This is a genomic window from Desulfurobacterium thermolithotrophum DSM 11699 (genome assembly GCF_000191045.1).
Taxonomy (GTDB): domain Bacteria; phylum Aquificota; class Aquificia; order Desulfurobacteriales; family Desulfurobacteriaceae; genus Desulfurobacterium; species Desulfurobacterium thermolithotrophum.
On sequence record NC_015185.1, the window covers coordinates 1,199,174 to 1,213,667 of the forward strand.

General features: G+C 33.6%; 19 protein-coding genes. 18 read left to right on the forward strand and 1 reads right to left on the reverse strand.

All coding sequences use genetic code 11. The features are described from left to right. Positions 1-7: 7 nt before the first annotated feature. Positions 8-388, reverse strand: coding sequence for an aspartate 1-decarboxylase (gene panD, locus DESTER_RS06175; protein ID WP_013638791.1), 381 nt, complete (start codon positions 386-388; stop codon positions 8-10). A gap of 79 nt (positions 389-467) precedes the next feature. On the opposite strand from panD, the gene amrB reads away from it, so the two are divergent. The 18 genes from amrB to DESTER_RS06265 are packed head-to-tail and all read left to right on the forward strand — an operon-like array spanning position 468 to position 14,492. Further along, complete coding sequence (amrB, locus tag DESTER_RS06180) at positions 468-1,271, forward strand: AmmeMemoRadiSam system protein B (protein ID WP_013638792.1); 804 nt, start codon at positions 468-470, stop codon at positions 1,269-1,271. A 44-nt stretch (positions 1,272-1,315) separates the two neighbouring features. After that, a complete protein-coding gene (locus tag DESTER_RS06185; protein WP_013638793.1) occupies positions 1,316-1,588 on the forward strand; it encodes an ArsR/SmtB family transcription factor in 273 nt (90 codons plus the stop codon). Further along, entirely contained in the window at positions 1,588-1,914 is a 327-nt protein-coding gene (gene trxA, locus DESTER_RS06190; protein WP_013638794.1) for a thioredoxin, read from the forward strand. Before DESTER_RS06185 ends, trxA begins: the two co-directional genes overlap by 1 nt. A 2-nt stretch (positions 1,915-1,916) precedes the next feature. Further along, positions 1,917-2,843: a thioredoxin-disulfide reductase gene (trxB, locus tag DESTER_RS06195; RefSeq protein ID WP_013638795.1), complete on the forward strand. Its 927-nt coding sequence runs from the start codon at positions 1,917-1,919 to the stop codon at positions 2,841-2,843. Position 2,844: 1 nt separating this feature from the next. Next, positions 2,845-3,405: a peroxiredoxin family protein gene (locus tag DESTER_RS06200; RefSeq protein ID WP_013638796.1), complete on the forward strand. Its 561-nt coding sequence runs from the start codon at positions 2,845-2,847 to the stop codon at positions 3,403-3,405. Next, complete coding sequence (gene yihA, locus DESTER_RS06205; RefSeq protein WP_013638797.1) at positions 3,405-3,989, forward strand: ribosome biogenesis GTP-binding protein YihA/YsxC; 585 nt, start codon at positions 3,405-3,407, stop codon at positions 3,987-3,989. The genes DESTER_RS06200 and yihA overlap by 1 nt, the downstream gene beginning before the upstream one ends. A gap of 3 nt (positions 3,990-3,992) precedes the next feature. After that, a complete protein-coding gene (locus DESTER_RS06210; RefSeq protein WP_013638798.1) occupies positions 3,993-5,555 on the forward strand; it encodes a DNA repair protein RecN in 1,563 nt (520 codons plus the stop codon). Next, positions 5,555-6,928 (forward strand): ArsB/NhaD family transporter, encoded by a 1,374-nt coding sequence (locus tag DESTER_RS06215; RefSeq protein WP_013638799.1) that lies wholly within the window; start codon positions 5,555-5,557, stop codon positions 6,926-6,928. The genes DESTER_RS06210 and DESTER_RS06215 overlap by 1 nt, the downstream gene beginning before the upstream one ends. Beyond that, on the forward strand, positions 6,928-7,434 hold the full coding sequence (locus tag DESTER_RS06220; protein ID WP_013638800.1) for a YqhA family protein: 507 nt from the start codon (positions 6,928-6,930) through the stop codon (positions 7,432-7,434). The genes DESTER_RS06215 and DESTER_RS06220 overlap by 1 nt, the downstream gene beginning before the upstream one ends. A 20-nt stretch (positions 7,435-7,454) precedes the next feature. Next, positions 7,455-8,489, forward strand: coding sequence for a flagellar motor switch protein FliG (gene fliG, locus DESTER_RS06225; RefSeq protein WP_013638801.1), 1,035 nt, complete (start codon positions 7,455-7,457; stop codon positions 8,487-8,489). Between the two features lie 15 nt (positions 8,490-8,504). Next, positions 8,505-9,551 (forward strand): flagellar motor switch protein FliM, encoded by a 1,047-nt coding sequence (gene fliM / locus DESTER_RS06230; RefSeq protein ID WP_013638802.1) that lies wholly within the window; start codon positions 8,505-8,507, stop codon positions 9,549-9,551. Positions 9,552-9,591: 40 nt separating this feature from the next. Next, the gene (gene fliN / locus DESTER_RS06235; protein ID WP_013638803.1) at positions 9,592-9,960 is read left to right on the forward strand and encodes a flagellar motor switch protein FliN; all 369 of its coding nucleotides are present in this window, start codon (positions 9,592-9,594) and stop codon (positions 9,958-9,960) included. Positions 9,961-9,962: 2 nt separating this feature from the next. After that, positions 9,963-10,679, forward strand: a complete 717-nt coding sequence (locus DESTER_RS06240; protein WP_013638804.1) for a flagellar hook-basal body protein — start codon at positions 9,963-9,965, stop codon at positions 10,677-10,679. A 15-nt stretch (positions 10,680-10,694) separates the two neighbouring features. After that, positions 10,695-11,495: a flagellar basal-body rod protein FlgG gene (gene flgG, locus DESTER_RS06245; protein WP_013638805.1), complete on the forward strand. Its 801-nt coding sequence runs from the start codon at positions 10,695-10,697 to the stop codon at positions 11,493-11,495. Continuing rightward, positions 11,458-12,423 carry a flagellar basal body P-ring formation chaperone FlgA gene (flgA, locus tag DESTER_RS06250; RefSeq protein WP_013638806.1) on the forward strand — a complete coding sequence of 322 codons (966 nt, stop codon included), beginning with the start codon at positions 11,458-11,460 and terminating at the stop codon, positions 12,421-12,423. Before flgG ends, flgA begins: the two co-directional genes overlap by 38 nt. Continuing rightward, positions 12,378-13,079: a flagellar basal body L-ring protein FlgH gene (locus DESTER_RS06255; RefSeq protein WP_013638807.1), complete on the forward strand. Its 702-nt coding sequence runs from the start codon at positions 12,378-12,380 to the stop codon at positions 13,077-13,079. The genes flgA and DESTER_RS06255 overlap by 46 nt, the downstream gene beginning before the upstream one ends. A 10-nt stretch (positions 13,080-13,089) precedes the next feature. Next, positions 13,090-14,187: a flagellar basal body P-ring protein FlgI gene (locus DESTER_RS06260; RefSeq protein ID WP_013638808.1), complete on the forward strand. Its 1,098-nt coding sequence runs from the start codon at positions 13,090-13,092 to the stop codon at positions 14,185-14,187. Positions 14,188-14,204: 17 nt separating this feature from the next. Continuing rightward, entirely contained in the window at positions 14,205-14,492 is a 288-nt protein-coding gene (locus DESTER_RS06265) for a rod-binding protein (protein WP_013638809.1), read from the forward strand. Positions 14,493-14,494 lie beyond the last annotated feature (2 nt).

The window sequence follows — 14,494 nt, forward strand, 5'->3', positions numbered from 1 at the left end:
AAAATTTTTAAACTAAAAGACCACCAGAAGTTTTTGTAACTTTTACAGGTCTATTTTCCTCATCAACTAACACAACAGTAGGTGAAAATTCTTTAATTTCTTCTTCGTTAAGTTCACAATAGGTAACGATTATAACCTTATCTCCTTTTTGAACTTTCCTTGCAGCAGCACCGTTAAGACAGATTTCCCCACTTCCAGGTTCTCCGGGAATTACATAGGTTGAAAATCTTTCTCCATTTGTAACATTATATATCTCAACCTTTTCATAAGGAAGAATATCGGCTAATTTCATTAGTTCCAAATCTATGGTTATACTTCCCTCATAATCCAAGTCTGCTCCTGTTACTGTAGCTCTGTGAATTTTTGATTTAAACATAATTCTCTTCATTCTTCCCACCTCGATGGAAATTTGTCAAAAGTAAATATATGTTTAACAAAGAAGATTGTGTGGTAAGAAGGAGGGGAGGATGGTTAGGTATCCAGCGGTTGCAGGGCAGTTTTACCCAGGAAATTCAGAAGAATTAAAACTTTACCTTGAGTCATTTTGTAGAAATAATATTCCTAAGGTAGATGCAAAAGCCATCATTGTTCCTCATGCCGGATATATCTATTCTGGAAAAGTGGCTGGTGAAACTTATAGTAGAGTCGAAATTCCATCTCTTAACATTATTATGGGTCCTAATCATACAGGCTTAGGGAAATCCGTATCTGTTTATCCTTCTGGTATATGGATAACCCCACTTGGAGAGATCCCTATAAATGAACATATAACCTCTAAACTTTTAAATAATTCTCCCTTTGAAGCTGATACCGCAGCACATATTTATGAACACTCGTTAGAAGTTCAGCTTCCTTTTTTACAGTATTGTTCAGGCTATAGAGAAGATCTTTCAATTGTTCCAATAACTTACAAATACATATCATACAGTGATTGCATAAAAGCAGGTGAAGTTTTGGCTAAAGTTTTAGAAGAAGACAATGGATTAATAGTTATAAGTACAGACTTTTCTCATTATATTTCCCAATCAGAAGCTGAAAAGTACGATTCCTTAGCTATCGATGCCATACTGAGTCTTAATCCAGAAGAACTCTATAAAAGAGTATTTACCTATAACATTTCCATGTGCGGTGTAATTCCTGCAACTATTGGACTTATAGCCTCTAAACTCTTAGGAGCAAATAATGCTGAACTTGTTATGTATAGAACTTCAGGAGATATAACCGGAGATTATTCTCAAGTTGTTGGATATGCTGGAATAATCATATATTAATTATGATACAATTTTTCACCCATAACTTACGTGGAGGTAAAGAATTGACAGATTGTGAAAAAGTAGCCGAGATACTTAAAGCGCTTGGACATCCGACAAGAGTTAAGATTATAAAGTATCTTAGTGATGGAGAAAAATGCGTAAAAGAAATATGGCAGGAGCTTGGGATCCCTCAACCGACTGTTTCCCAGCACATTAATATATTAAAAAGTGCTGGAATCATTTCATTTAGAAAAGAGGGTGTTAAGACTTGCTACAAGATAGAAGATCCAAGAGCAGTCGAAGTGATAAAACTTTTATCTGAGGAGGTAAAATAATGGCTCAGGAAATTAAGTCTATGGAAGAATTTGAAAGAGAAGTACTTTCTTCAGATGTTCCTGTGCTCGTCGATTTTTGGGCTCCATGGTGTGGTCCATGTAGAATGCTTGCTCCAACAATTGAAGAGCTCTCAGAAGAATATGCTGGAAAAGTAAAGGTCTTCAAAGTTAATACTGACGAACTTCCAATGCTTGCTATGCAATATGGTATTAGAGGTATTCCAACTGTGATGCTCTTTGTTAATGGAGATGTTGCAGACGTTAAAGTCGGTCTTCAGCCAAAAGCAGTTTTTGAAAGCATGATAGAAAGAGTTCTTACGGAGTAACCATGAAGATTTGGGATATAGTCATTGTTGGAGCCGGTCCGGCAGGACTGGCTGCTGGCATATACGCTGGTCGCTCACAACTAAAAACTATCATTCTTGACCAAATGCTACCAGGAGGTCAGCTACTAATTACTGAGTTTATTGAAAACTATCCTGGTTTTTATGACGGAATAAGTGGCTTTGAACTTTCAGAAAAGCTAAGGATTCATGCAGAAAAGTTTGGAACTCTTATAGAAAATTCACAACCTGTAATAGCTGTTAATTTTGATGGAGAGCTCTTTAACATTAAAACTGAAAACAAAGAATTAAAAGGAAAAACTCTTATTTGGGCAGCAGGTTCTACTGCAAAGAAGCTAAATATTCCTGGAGAAGCTGAATTTGTAGGAAGAGGAGTTTCTTATTGTGCTGTTTGTGATGGAGCTTTTTTCAAAGATAGAATAGTTGCGGTCGTTGGTGGAGGAGATTCTGCTCTTGAAGAAGCACTTTATCTAACAAAGTTTGCAAGTAAAGTTTATCTAATCCATAGAAGAGATAAATTCAGAGCAGTGAAATTGATCCAGGATAGAGTAAAGAAGAATGAAAAAATAGAACCTATTCTTAACAAGATAGTAGTTTCTATCAACGGAACGCAATTTGTAGAATCTCTTACTTTAAAAGATACCCAAACAGGAGAAATCACTGAACTACCTGTTGATGGTATTTTTATTTTTATTGGTAATGAACCAAATGTTGCTCCTATTTTACATCTTGTAGAAACAACCGAAAAAGGATTTATTATTACTGATGAAGAAATGAAGACAAAAACTCCTGGACTCTTTGCAGCAGGAGACGTTAGGCATAAACCTTTAAAACAAGTGGTTACGGCTACAGCAGATGGTGCAACTGCAGCTATGTCTGCTGCAAAATTCTTAGAAGAAAAGGAAGGCTAAGATGAAAAAGCTCTTACTCATAGGATTAGCATTTTCTCTTGCTTTTTCTTTTAGCTGCGAAAAAGATAAAAATCAAGAGCCTCAAAAGGTTAAAACAGAAGAAACTTCTACCAGCCAAAACGGCATTAAGGCTTTTGACTTTAGTTTTACTGATGTTAATGGGAAACCTATAAAATTGTCTGATTATAAGGGAAAGGTAGTTGTTCTTCAGTTTTTTGGAACTTATTGTTCTCCATGCAAAGCAGAAATACCATTTTTAAATAGACTTTATAAAGAGTACAATGGAAAGGTAGTGGTTATAGGTCTTTCAGTTGACTATATTGGTGAACCTTCGTCAAAACTTAAACCGTTTGTGGAAGAAATGAATATTTCTTATCCAGTTGTTGCTTCTAATGAAAAAGCATGGGAAAACTATGCAGGGAAAATTACGGGAATGGATTCAATTCCTCAAACATTCATAATAGATAAAGAAGGATACATAAGGTACTACAACGTTGGTTACATTCCACAGTATGACTCTCTTTTTGAAAAAGCAGTAAAAGAGCTTTTAGAAGAGAAGTGATGAAGATAAAGAAGGTTAAACTTTACAAAACAGTTTATGCTCCTGAGGAGTTACCCCAAACTCCATATAAAGAAGTAGCTTTTGTAGGAAGATCAAATGTAGGAAAATCTTCCTTGTTAAATACGCTTGTAAATAACTACAAAATTGCAAAGGTAAGCTCTGAACCAGGAAAAACTCGCTCCGTTAACTTTTATTTAATAAACGACAAATTCTTTATGGTTGATCTTCCAGGATATGGTTTTGCAAAGGTTCCTTTTAAAGAGCAAAAACGCTGGAGAGACCTAATAGAAAAATACTTAAAAGAAAGAGATACATTAAAAGGCGTTTTCCTTTTAGTTGACTCAAAGGTTGGACCTACAGAAAAAGATAAACAAATGAAAGATTGGCTTGACTTTTTCGGAATTCCATACGTTGTTGTTGCAACAAAGGTTGATAAACTAAAGTCCTCTGAAAAACAGAAATTAAAAAGAAAGGTAGAAGAAGGGTTAAAAGATAAAAATTTAGAAATTATTCCTTTTTCTTCAAAGACAAGAGAAGGTAGAGTAGAAGTTTTAAAAAGAATAGAGAGACTCTTAGAAGCATAAGAGATGATAGAAGAACTTAGGCTTTCGTCTTTTGGTTCTATATCGGCAGAACTTTTATTTTCTCAAGGCTTTAACGTTATAATAGGAGAAACTGGAGCAGGTAAATCTCTTCTTCTTAGTTCCATAGAGTTTCTTAAAGGTAAAAAAAGTAATGTTGTTTTTGAAGGTAGTTTTGTTGAAGCAGTTTTTAATGTCCAAGGAGAAGAAATCTTTATAAGAAGAGAAATAAAAAATGGACGCTCCAGATACTTTTTGAATGGAATGAGAGTGCCACAAAATTTAGTGGAAAAAAAGCTTTTTTCTCTAATAACTTTTCAATCTCAAAGGCAATCAATAGAACTACTAAAACCTTCCTATCAACTAAAACTCCTTGATGTATTTTCAATAGTAACTCCTCTTCTTAAAGAGTATAAAAAGATTTATGAGCTTTATAGACAGAAGGAAACAGAGTTAAAAAAGCTACTTGATGAAATGTCTGCTAAGGATAGAGAAATAGATATTCTTCGTTTTCAAATAGAAGAAATAAAAAGTGTAAACTTTCAAAAAGGAGAGGAAGAAGAACTCTTAGCTTTAAGGGAAGTTCTTTTAAAATCTGAAAGTGTGAAAAGATTTAAAAGCCTTGCAAAAAGATTTCTTTATGATGGAGAAGATTCAGCTCTTGAAAAGATAGAAGTAGTTATCAGAGAACTTGAAGAACTTGGAGTAGGAGAGGAAATTCTTAATAGACTTAACTCTGTTTACTATGAAATAGAAGATATCTATTCTGAAATAGAAAAGTCTTTTGTAATTCCAGAAGAAGACATTTCTCTTGAAGCTGTTGAAGAGCGTCTTTACGAAATCGAAAAGTTGAAAAGAAAATATGGAAACTCTTACGAAGAAGTTCAGAAATTCTTGAAAAAAATAGAAAGAAGATTAGAAGCTCTTGAAAATTTAGATTTCGAAGTAGAAAAAGTTCAAAGAGATTTAGAAGAATTAAGAAAGGAACTTGAAAGTTTGGCAAACAAAATTTCTGAACTTAGAAAAAAAGGAGCAGAAAAATTAAAAGAATACTTGATTTCTTCTTTTTCTGAACTTTGTATGGAATCAGCACGGTTTGAAATAAAACTTAAACCATTAGAGGACTTTTTACCAACAGGTAAAGATTCTGTGGAGTTTCTATTTTCAGGAAATCCGAAACTTCCTCTTTCTTTGCTATCTAGTTCTATTTCTGGTGGAGAGCTCTCAAGATTTCTCCTTTCTGTTCTTACTTTTTTTACAGATTCAAAAACAACTATTGTTTTTGATGAAATTGATTCAGGAATGTCTGGTAAAGTGCTATCAAAGGTTGCAGAAAAGCTAAGAAAAATCTCTCAAAAACAACAAATAATTGCTGTAACTCATTCTCCCCAAATTCTTGCAGCAGCAGATAAAGTTTTCAAAGTAGAAAAAGACCAAAAAGGAGAAGTCATTGTAAAAACTTTATCAGATGAAGAAAAGAAAAGAGAAATTGCTATAATGATTGCTGGAAGGATAACTGAAGGAAGTTTAAGTGCAGCTGAAGATCTTTTAAATAGATGGGAGGAGTGATGGGTCACGGAATGGAAAGCAGTCATGAAGCAGTAGGAGGAATACTTCATGCATTTAACATTCATTTAACAAAAGCGGAACTTGCTGAACTTTCTGTCCTTTTGTTTGTTGCAACTTACGCCATGATTTTACTTGAAAAATTCTTCCACAGAACTATTGCAGCCTTAGTTGGAGCTTCTTTAGTTCTTGTTATCGGTGTTATCACTCCTGAAAAAGCTTGGGAAGCAATAGATCAAAATACCATTCTCCTTCTTTTTGGAATGATGAACATTGTTACAGTTATGGGTAAAAGCGGTTTCTTCCATATTGTTGCAGCAAAAGCAGTTAAACTTACCAAAGGTTCTCCAACAAAAGTACTTTGGGTTTTTTCTCTTTTAACAGCAGTTTTCTCAGCATTTCTTGACAACGTTACAACAGTTCTTTTCATGGCACCTGTAATGATTAACATTGCTGAGAAATTAAAACTCAATCCAATCCCTTACCTTATAGCTATCGTTCTTGCTTCAAATACCGGCGGTACTGCTACACTTATTGGTGATCCTCCAAACATAATTATTGGAAGTATTGCAGGGAAGACTTTCAACGATTTCCTTATAGAAGTTGCTCCTTATGCAATTATTGCATTCATTCTTGGGCTTATTGTTATGCACATTATGATGGCAAAGGGCGGATTTTTACAAGCAAAAGCCTCTCAAGAGGAATTAAAAGAAATTCTTTCTGGAAAAGTTGATGAATCACTTCTTGACAGAAAACTTATGAAAAAATCTGTAACTATTTTCATCATAACTATCATCTTATTTATAGTTGGCCATAACTTGGGACTTGAACCGGGAGTTATAGCCATTCTGATGGCTACAATCTTAGCACTTGTTAGCGGACTTTCTCCCGCTTGGATACTTGAAAGAGTAGAGTGGACTACTCTTATCTTTTTCATGGGCTTATTTATGGTCGTTGGAGCTCTTGAAGTTAACGGAGTTTTCGAAACTGCAGCAAATTGGCTCATAAAGGAAATTGGAAATAACATTCATCAAGGTATTCTGATAGTTGGCTTTACTTCTGCAATAATATCAGGATTTGTTGATAACATTCCATTCACTATGTCCATGGCTTATGTCCTAAAAGGAATGGAAGCTCAAATGGGAAGTATTATGGATCCTCTTTGGTGGTCTTTATCTCTTGGAGCATGTCTTGGTGGTAACCTAACTTTAATTGGAGCTTCTGCAAATATTGTTACTGCAGATATAGCTGAAAGAAACGGGTACAAAATAGATTTCTTTAAATTTATGAAATATGGAACTCCTGTAGCTATTGTAACAGTTGTAGTTGCACTCGTTTTATTCTACATAGAACATGCCATCTTTGGAGGAATTTAATGTTAAAACTCTTAGAAAGAGTCTTTGAAGGAATCTTATGGCGTTCAAGATGGATGGTAATATTGGCTGTAATTTTTTCTCTTTTTGCTGCTTTAAGTCTTTTCATTGTTGCTTCTGTTGAAATATACGAACCAATAAAACATCTTTTTAAAAACCACTTCCATATTACATCAGAAGACCATGGATTTCTTGTAGGTGCCATAATAAGTGCTATTGATCTATATCTTATCGCTACCGTTCTAATTATATTTTCTCTTGGTCTTTATGAACTTTTTATAAGCAAAATAGACGAAGCAGAAGGAGAAGGACATTCGAAATTACTTGCTATTCATAGTCTAGATGATTTAAAAGGAAAATTAGGTAGAGTTGTCTTAATGGTTTTAATTGTCACTTTTTTTAAATACTCAATTCATATAAAGTATGAAACACCTGTTGAAACTCTTTATCTTGCAGCAGGTGTCCTTATGCTTGCACTTGCACTCTACTTCAGTCATAAAGACCACTAAAATTGATAAGGGGCTTAATAATGCCTGAAGAGGAAAAACTACAGAGAACTGAAAGAATTACAGGGGCACAAAAAGCAGCTATTCTTATATTAACTTTGCCTGAAGATATAGCTGTTAATGTAATTAAGAACTTAAAGGAACATGAATTAAATAAGCTTGCTAAAACTATTTTGACTCTTGGGACTATAAAACGCGATATGGTTAAACTTGTATTAAAAGAAGCAAGAGATGAATTAGCAGAAATTGCTCCTTTAAAAACAGCTCCTAATGAGCTTAGAAGACTTTTAGAAAAGGCATTACCTCCAGAAAAGCTTCAAAAACTTCTCGAAGAAACGATGATGACAGAATCTGGAAAAGTTATTTTTAACGAACTCCAAAAGCTAGATCCAAAATTTATTGCTAAACTAATTGAAAAAGAACATCCTCAGATTATTGCAATAATACTTTCTCAGTTAAAACCCACAAAAGCTGCGGATGTCATTCAATACTTACCTAAAAGATTGGGAATTACAAACGTTCAAGAAGAAGTCATAAAAAGATTAGCTATGCTTGAGAAAGTTTCTATGAAAACTCTCAGAATTGTTACCGATGCTCTAGAAGAAGAACTTGCATCTCTTGGTGCAGGTAAAGAAGAAACATTAAGTGGTATAGATATTGCTGCAGAAATAGTTAATAATCTACCTAAGGAAATTGCTCAAGACCTCCTTGACGAAATTAGGAAAGAAAATCCTTCTCTTGCAGACTCCATTGAAGAAAGAATGTTCAAGTTTGAAGATATTATTAAACTAGACAATAGAGCAATTATTGAAATTCTTAAAGCAGTTGACAAAAACGACCTTTTACTTGCCCTTAAAGGTGCTCCAGAGGATATTCTCAATAAATTCCTTTCCAACATGTCAAAAAGAGCTGCTCAAATGTTCTTAGAAGATATGGAAGCTCTTGGTCCGGTCAAAAAGTCAGATGTTGAAAAAGCTAGAAAGAAAGTTATTGCTATAATAAAGAAACTTGCAGAAGAAGGAAAGATAGAGCTAGGAGGCTCTGAAGAATTAGTCTAACTACTTGGAGGATAAGTGTCGGAAGAATTTCTTTCTCAAGAAGAAATAGACGCTTTGCTGGGAGGTGATAGTAATTCTTCCTCAGAAGAGCAAAAATTAGAAGTAGCTCCTTTTGATTTTTCTCTAGTAGAACACATAAAAAAAGGTGGTGTTCCTGGTCTTGAGCTTTTACTTGAAAGATGGATAAAGATATACAGTGAAGAGATTAGAAGATTAGTTCCACAAATTAACATGGTTACTAAAGAATCTGTTTACATAACTCGCTTTAATAATTTCATGTCTAAAATTCCTCTTCCAGCTAGTTATAGTATAGTCTCTATGAAACCTTTAAAGGATAATTTCCTTTTAGTCCTTGATTCAAGACTTGTCTTTGTTGTTATAAGCGTCATGTTTGGAGGTCCTGCTCAACCTTTTAAAATAGAGGGAAGAGAATTTACAAAATTGGAAACAAGAATCATAGACGATATAGTAAAAATTTCACTTTCTACATTTCAACATACGTGGAAAGATGTTTATCCTGTTGAATTTGAACTTAAATCAATAGAACTTAATCCAGCCCTTGCACGCATTGTTTCAGGTAATGATAGAGTTATCGTTGTCGAGTGTACCATGGATGTAGACGGATACGAAGCTCCCTTTTTCTTCTGTTTCCCTCAAGGAATGTTTTTACCTATAAAGGAGTTAATTTTTTCAGAAGCTGTATTTGCTGAAAAAGATCCTGTTTGGGAAAAACATTTAACAAAAAAACTTTTGAAGACTGAACTAAAATTAACTTTAGAATTAACTAGAAAAAATTTCTTTTTAAGAGAACTTCTTAGTTGGAAAGAAGGTGATGAAATTCTTTTAGATATTTCTAAAGATGAATTTGTTAAACTTTATGTAGAGGACAAGCCAAAATTTTGGGCAAAACTTGGGAAAATTAAAGACAAATATGCAGCACTTGTTGTAGATATGATAAATGGGGAGAATAATGGCGGAAAACGAGAAAAATCAGGAACAGAACCAGAATCAGGAAGAGAAAAGTCAGGAAGAATTAGCCAAGGAATGGGAGGAAGCTCTTAAACAACAGCAAACTGATTCTCAAGAATCCGAAGAAGACATTATGAAAGCTTGGGAAAATGCATTAAAAGAGCAAGAATCTTTAGAAGGTGAAGAAGAACAAGTAGAAGAAAAAGAAGTTTCTGACTACGAAAGAAAGGAAGAAGAGGAAGAAAAACTAGAACTCCTAAAAGACATTCCTTTAGAAGTAAGTATAGAAATTGGAAGCACCTCCCTTCCTCTTGAGGAAATACTAAAGCTTCATACTAATAGTATTGTTGAGTTAGATAGATATATTCATGAACCTGTTGATATAAAGATTAATGGTAAACTAGTAGCAAAGGGAAAGCTCTACACTATACGAGAGAACTATGGTATAAAGATTACGCAAATAATAACACCTGAAGAAAGAATGAAACTTTTAGAGGATTAACTATGGGATTAACTCTTCAGGCACTTTATGTTTTGGCTGCAGGTGGAGAAAGAGCTGTTGAACAGTTAGATACTGCAGCTAACAATATTGCTAACATTAATACACCAGGTTTTAAAAAGTTAATAGAAGAAGAAATGTCTCAGCACATTCCTGATAATAAAGGAGATGCAAATAATCTTTTGATTTTTCCAAGATTTAAAGCAACTCATATTGTTTTAGAACAAGGGACTCTACAAAAAACTGATAATCCGCTCGATCTTGCTCTAAAAGGAAATGGCTTTTTTGCAGTTAAGACAAAAACAGGAGAACTTTACACAAGAAATGGACACTTTTTCTTAAATGCTGAAGGGAAACTTGTCGATTCTAAAGGAAATCCTGTCCTTGATATATCAGATAAAGAAATTTTACTTATTAAAAATGAACCTATACACATAACGGAAGATGGTGTCGTATATCAAGGAAATAAAAAAGTTGCTGTTTTGAAAATTGTGAATTTTCAATCTGTAAAACCAATAGGTGATAGTTATTATGCTGGTAATGGAACTCCTTTACCGACAGAAGCAAAAGTTTTACAAGGTTTTCTTGAATCGTCAAATGTTGATCCTGTAAAAGAAATGGTTGAACTTATAAACGCTCAAAGAAGATTCGAAATTTATGGAAATCTCATAAGAGGTCTAGACCAACTAAACCTTAAAAGCAATGAAATAGGCAAAGTATAAGTTTAGGAGGAAAGAATGCTTAGAGCTCTCTGGACTTCAGCAACAGGTATGGAAGCTCAACAAACCAATCTTGATGTAATTTCCCATAACATAGCTAACGTAAACACTGTTGGTTTTAAAAAATCAAGAGCAAATTTTGAAGATCTGATATATCAAGACATTAGAGATCCAGGAGTAATGAGCTCTGAAGAAAATAGAGTTCCCTCAGGAATCCAAATAGGACTAGGCGTTAAAGTTTCTGATGTTAGTAAAATTTTTACTCAAGGCAGCCTTATGAAAACAGATAAACCTCTTGATTTAGCCATTCAAGGAGCCGGTTTCTTTAAAATAGAACTTCCCGGAGGTGGTGAAGCTTATACCCGAGCAGGAAACTTTCAACTTAACGAAGAAGGTTACATAGTAACCCCTGAAGGTTATAAACTTTCCCCAAATATACAAATTTCTTCTCCTGAGACCGTTGTTAACATATCTATTAGTCCTAATGGAAAAGTTTATGTCGTAAGAAACACAGGAGGAGTTCAAACAACAGAAGAAGTTGGTACTATTAAACTTTACAGATTCATAAATCCTGCTGGTCTTAAGGCTCTCGGAGGAAATCTCCTTGTAAAAACAGATGCATCTGGAGAACCTGTAGAAGGAGATCCTAATACTGATGGTTTTGGAAAACTTGCTCAAGGATTTCTTGAGGCTTCAAATGTAAATATTGTTGAAGAAATGGTAAATTTGATTGTAGCTCAAAGAGCCTATGAAGTTAACTCAAAAGGGATCACTACTGCAGATGAGATGCTTAGAGTTGTTGGAACACTTAAGTCTTAAATATTTAATAATTTTGCTGTTCTTTCCATTTTCTGTAACATTTGCTGCTGAAGTTATTATTAAAAGACAGGCAGAACTAGATAAAGATAAAATAACAGTTGCAGATATAGCAGAAATTCATGGTTCTTCTATAGAAAAAGAAGTAATTTCTGATATTACTATATCTTCTTCTCCTTCACCTTGTAAAGAAAAAAGAATAACTAAAGAACAAATAGCAAAAAAAATAGCAGAATTTCTGAGAAATAATGATGTTTCTTTCAAAGAAATAAAAGTTTCGGGTTTCCCTTTTTGCAAAGTTAAGAGAATCTGTTTAATCATAAAAGGTGAAAATATCAAAAGCAGAATTCGTTCTTTTTTTAGAGAAAATTATCCTGATGTTGAAATTCTTTCTATTTTCGTTCCTAAAGTAGTAATTCCGTTTCGTGAATATAAAGACTCCATAGAAATTGAAAATATAGGTAATCATTACGCCAGAGTTGTGTATAGTATTTTCTCTAAAGGAAATCTTGTAAAAAAAATATGGATTACGGTAAAGATTGATAGGAAAAGAGAAGCTACTATAGCAGTGAAGGATATACCAAAGGGGAAATTAATCACTTACTCAGATGTAAAGATAGAAAAAGTTCCATCCAAGAAAGCAAGAAAAAGTGCTATTTCTCTAAACGAAGTTATTGGGAAAATAGCTAAAAGAGATATCAAAAAAGGAGAAGTAATTAAAATCACAGATCTTTCTCCTAATTATGTTGTCTGGAGAAATAAACCAGTAAAGATTATTTACGATATACACAACATACATATTGAACTATTAGGTATTGCATTGGAAAATGGTGCTATAGGAGATATAATAAGAATTAAAAATATTTCAACTGGAAAAGTTTTGATATGCAAGGTAATTGGAAATGGCATTGTAAAATTTGTTTACAAGTAATAATTGCTTTCACTTCTATCTTTCTATTTTCCTGTGGTTCTTCTGGGAAGAAAGTAAGTGTTGTAAAACCTCTTCCACCTCCACCTGTAGAAGAAGCTAAACCTACTTCTCCAGGTTCTCTCTTTTCTGGCTACGACAATTTATTTGCAGATACAAAAGCAAGAAGAGTCGGAGATATAGTTACAGTAAAGATATATGAAGTATTGACAGGTTATGGTAGTACTCAAAGCCAAAGCGGTAAAAAAAGTACTTTTGATATAAATGTAAATAATCCTACTCTTTTTGGTAAAAAAATACCAAATGGCACAAAAGATCCACTCTTAAACTTTTCAACAAAACCTTCAATTGATTTTTCAGGTCAAGGAACAACCAAAAGAGATGCAAAGCTTATAGCCACAATTTCTGCTAGAGTTGTAAAAGTATATCCCAATGGAAACCTTTACATAGTTGGAGAAAAAATAGTAAAAATAAATGATGATACTCAAATTCTAAAGATTTCAGGTATAGTCAAACCAACAGATATAGCTCCTGATAACTCTGTACCTTCATCTAAAATTGCAAATATGTACGTCGAATACAATGGAAAAGGATATATAGCAGATAACCAAAAACCTGGTTGGTTAGCTCGTTTTTTAATAAAAATATGGCCATTTTAGAGGTTGGAACGTGAAGAGATTATTATTTTTATTCTTATTCTTATTTTTATTCTTTCCTTATCTAAGCTGGGGAATAGAAGTAAAAATTGGCACCGAAGTTAACATTGTAGGTGTTAGGCCTAATTACCTTACTGGTTATGGTATCGTTGTTGGACTGGACGGAACTGGAGATGGAACTACAAGCATTTTTACTCTTCAAAGTATTGCAAACATGCTAAAAAAAATGGGAATTTATGTTGATCCTAAAGCTGTTAAAACAAAAAATGCCGCAGCAGTAATTGTAACAGCGAAACTTCCTCCCTTTGCAAAACCAGGAATGACATTTGATGTTGAAGTAGCCTCTCTTGGAGATGCAAAAAGTCTTGCTAATGGTATTTTGATAAGAACTCCTTTATTGGGACCTGATGGCAAAATATATGCTTTTGCTCAAGGACCCGTTTCAACAGGAGGTGGCTTTACCGAATCAAATAAAGGAGGAAAAATAAAAAAGAATTTTTCCACTACAGGAATGATTCCAAACGGAGGTATAGTAGAAAGAGAGCTCCCCTTTGAGTTATCAAATGAGAAAAATCTTATTCTCACTCTAAAACATCCCGATTTTTCAAGAGCAAATAATATCGCTTTCGCAATAAACAATTATTTTGGAAAAAATTTAGCTAAGGCTGAAGATTCTAGTACCGTAATAGTTAAATATCTTCCTAACTATAATAAAGTAAAATTCATTTCAGAGATACTTAACTTAAAAATAAACACTGAGTCAGAACCTACAATCGTTATTTATGAAAGAACAGGTACAGTTATTATGAGTGGAGATATAAAAATAGAACCTCCAGTATATGTCTCTCATGGAAACATATATGTTTCGGTAACGAAAACTCCTGTAATTTCTCAACCTCCTCCTCTTTCTAATGGCACTACTGTACAAACAGAAAACGTAACAACTACAGTTAAGGAAGAACATGGACGAATATTTTCAATAACATCTCCCTCTCTTAGAGATCTAGTTAAGGCTTTAAATGACCTTGGAGTTTCTCCTGGAGATCTTATAGCAATAATTCAAGCAATGAAGGCAGCAGGAAAACTTCATGCTAAAATCATCATAATGTAAAAATTTTGGAGAGTTAGATGATTGGAAAAATTGATAAAACTTACTGGGACATAGCAAACATAAAACAGATAAAAAATGAAAGTGAAGCAATAAAAGAATTTGAGGCTTATTTCGTAAGAATATTTTTAAAGGAAGCTAGAAAGTCTATTCCTAAAGGTTTATTTAATACTTCTTTTTCTGCTAACTTCTACTACGATATGCTAGATATGGAACTTGCAGAAGTAATTTCTCAAAAAGATCCTTTACATCTAGAAAAGTTTTTACAAGAAGCACTATCTAAATATCAGAAAATATCCAAAGGATAGTG

What these genes read in the sequence shown, in the direction of transcription:
- trxB (WP_013638795.1), top strand. Translation starts at nt 1,917, where the DNA reads ATGAAGATTTGGGATATAGTCATTGTTGGAGCCGGTCCGGCAGGACTG.
- DESTER_RS06240 (WP_013638804.1), top strand. Translation starts at nt 9,963, where the DNA reads ATGGGATTAACTCTTCAGGCACTTTATGTTTTGGCTGCAGGTGGAGAA.
- trxA (WP_013638794.1), top strand. Translation starts at nt 1,588, where the DNA reads ATGGCTCAGGAAATTAAGTCTATGGAAGAATTTGAAAGAGAAGTACTT.
- panD (WP_013638791.1), bottom strand. Translation starts at nt 388, where the DNA reads ATGAAGAGAATTATGTTTAAATCAAAAATTCACAGAGCTACAGTAACA.
- fliN (WP_013638803.1), top strand. Translation starts at nt 9,592, where the DNA reads ATGAAAGCTTGGGAAAATGCATTAAAAGAGCAAGAATCTTTAGAAGGT.
- yihA (WP_013638797.1), top strand. Translation starts at nt 3,405, where the DNA reads ATGAAGATAAAGAAGGTTAAACTTTACAAAACAGTTTATGCTCCTGAG.
- fliG (WP_013638801.1), top strand. Translation starts at nt 7,455, where the DNA reads ATGCCTGAAGAGGAAAAACTACAGAGAACTGAAAGAATTACAGGGGCA.
- amrB (WP_013638792.1), top strand. Translation starts at nt 468, where the DNA reads ATGGTTAGGTATCCAGCGGTTGCAGGGCAGTTTTACCCAGGAAATTCA.
- DESTER_RS06215 (WP_013638799.1), top strand. Translation starts at nt 5,555, where the DNA reads ATGGGTCACGGAATGGAAAGCAGTCATGAAGCAGTAGGAGGAATACTT.
- flgA (WP_013638806.1), top strand. Translation starts at nt 11,458, where the DNA reads ATGAGATGCTTAGAGTTGTTGGAACACTTAAGTCTTAAATATTTAATA.
- DESTER_RS06200 (WP_013638796.1), top strand. Translation starts at nt 2,845, where the DNA reads ATGAAAAAGCTCTTACTCATAGGATTAGCATTTTCTCTTGCTTTTTCT.
- DESTER_RS06220 (WP_013638800.1), top strand. Translation starts at nt 6,928, where the DNA reads ATGTTAAAACTCTTAGAAAGAGTCTTTGAAGGAATCTTATGGCGTTCA.
- flgG (WP_013638805.1), top strand. Translation starts at nt 10,695, where the DNA reads ATGCTTAGAGCTCTCTGGACTTCAGCAACAGGTATGGAAGCTCAACAA.
- DESTER_RS06210 (WP_013638798.1), top strand. Translation starts at nt 3,993, where the DNA reads ATGATAGAAGAACTTAGGCTTTCGTCTTTTGGTTCTATATCGGCAGAA.
- DESTER_RS06255 (WP_013638807.1), top strand. Translation starts at nt 12,378, where the DNA reads ATGCAAGGTAATTGGAAATGGCATTGTAAAATTTGTTTACAAGTAATA.
- DESTER_RS06265 (WP_013638809.1), top strand. Translation starts at nt 14,205, where the DNA reads ATGATTGGAAAAATTGATAAAACTTACTGGGACATAGCAAACATAAAA.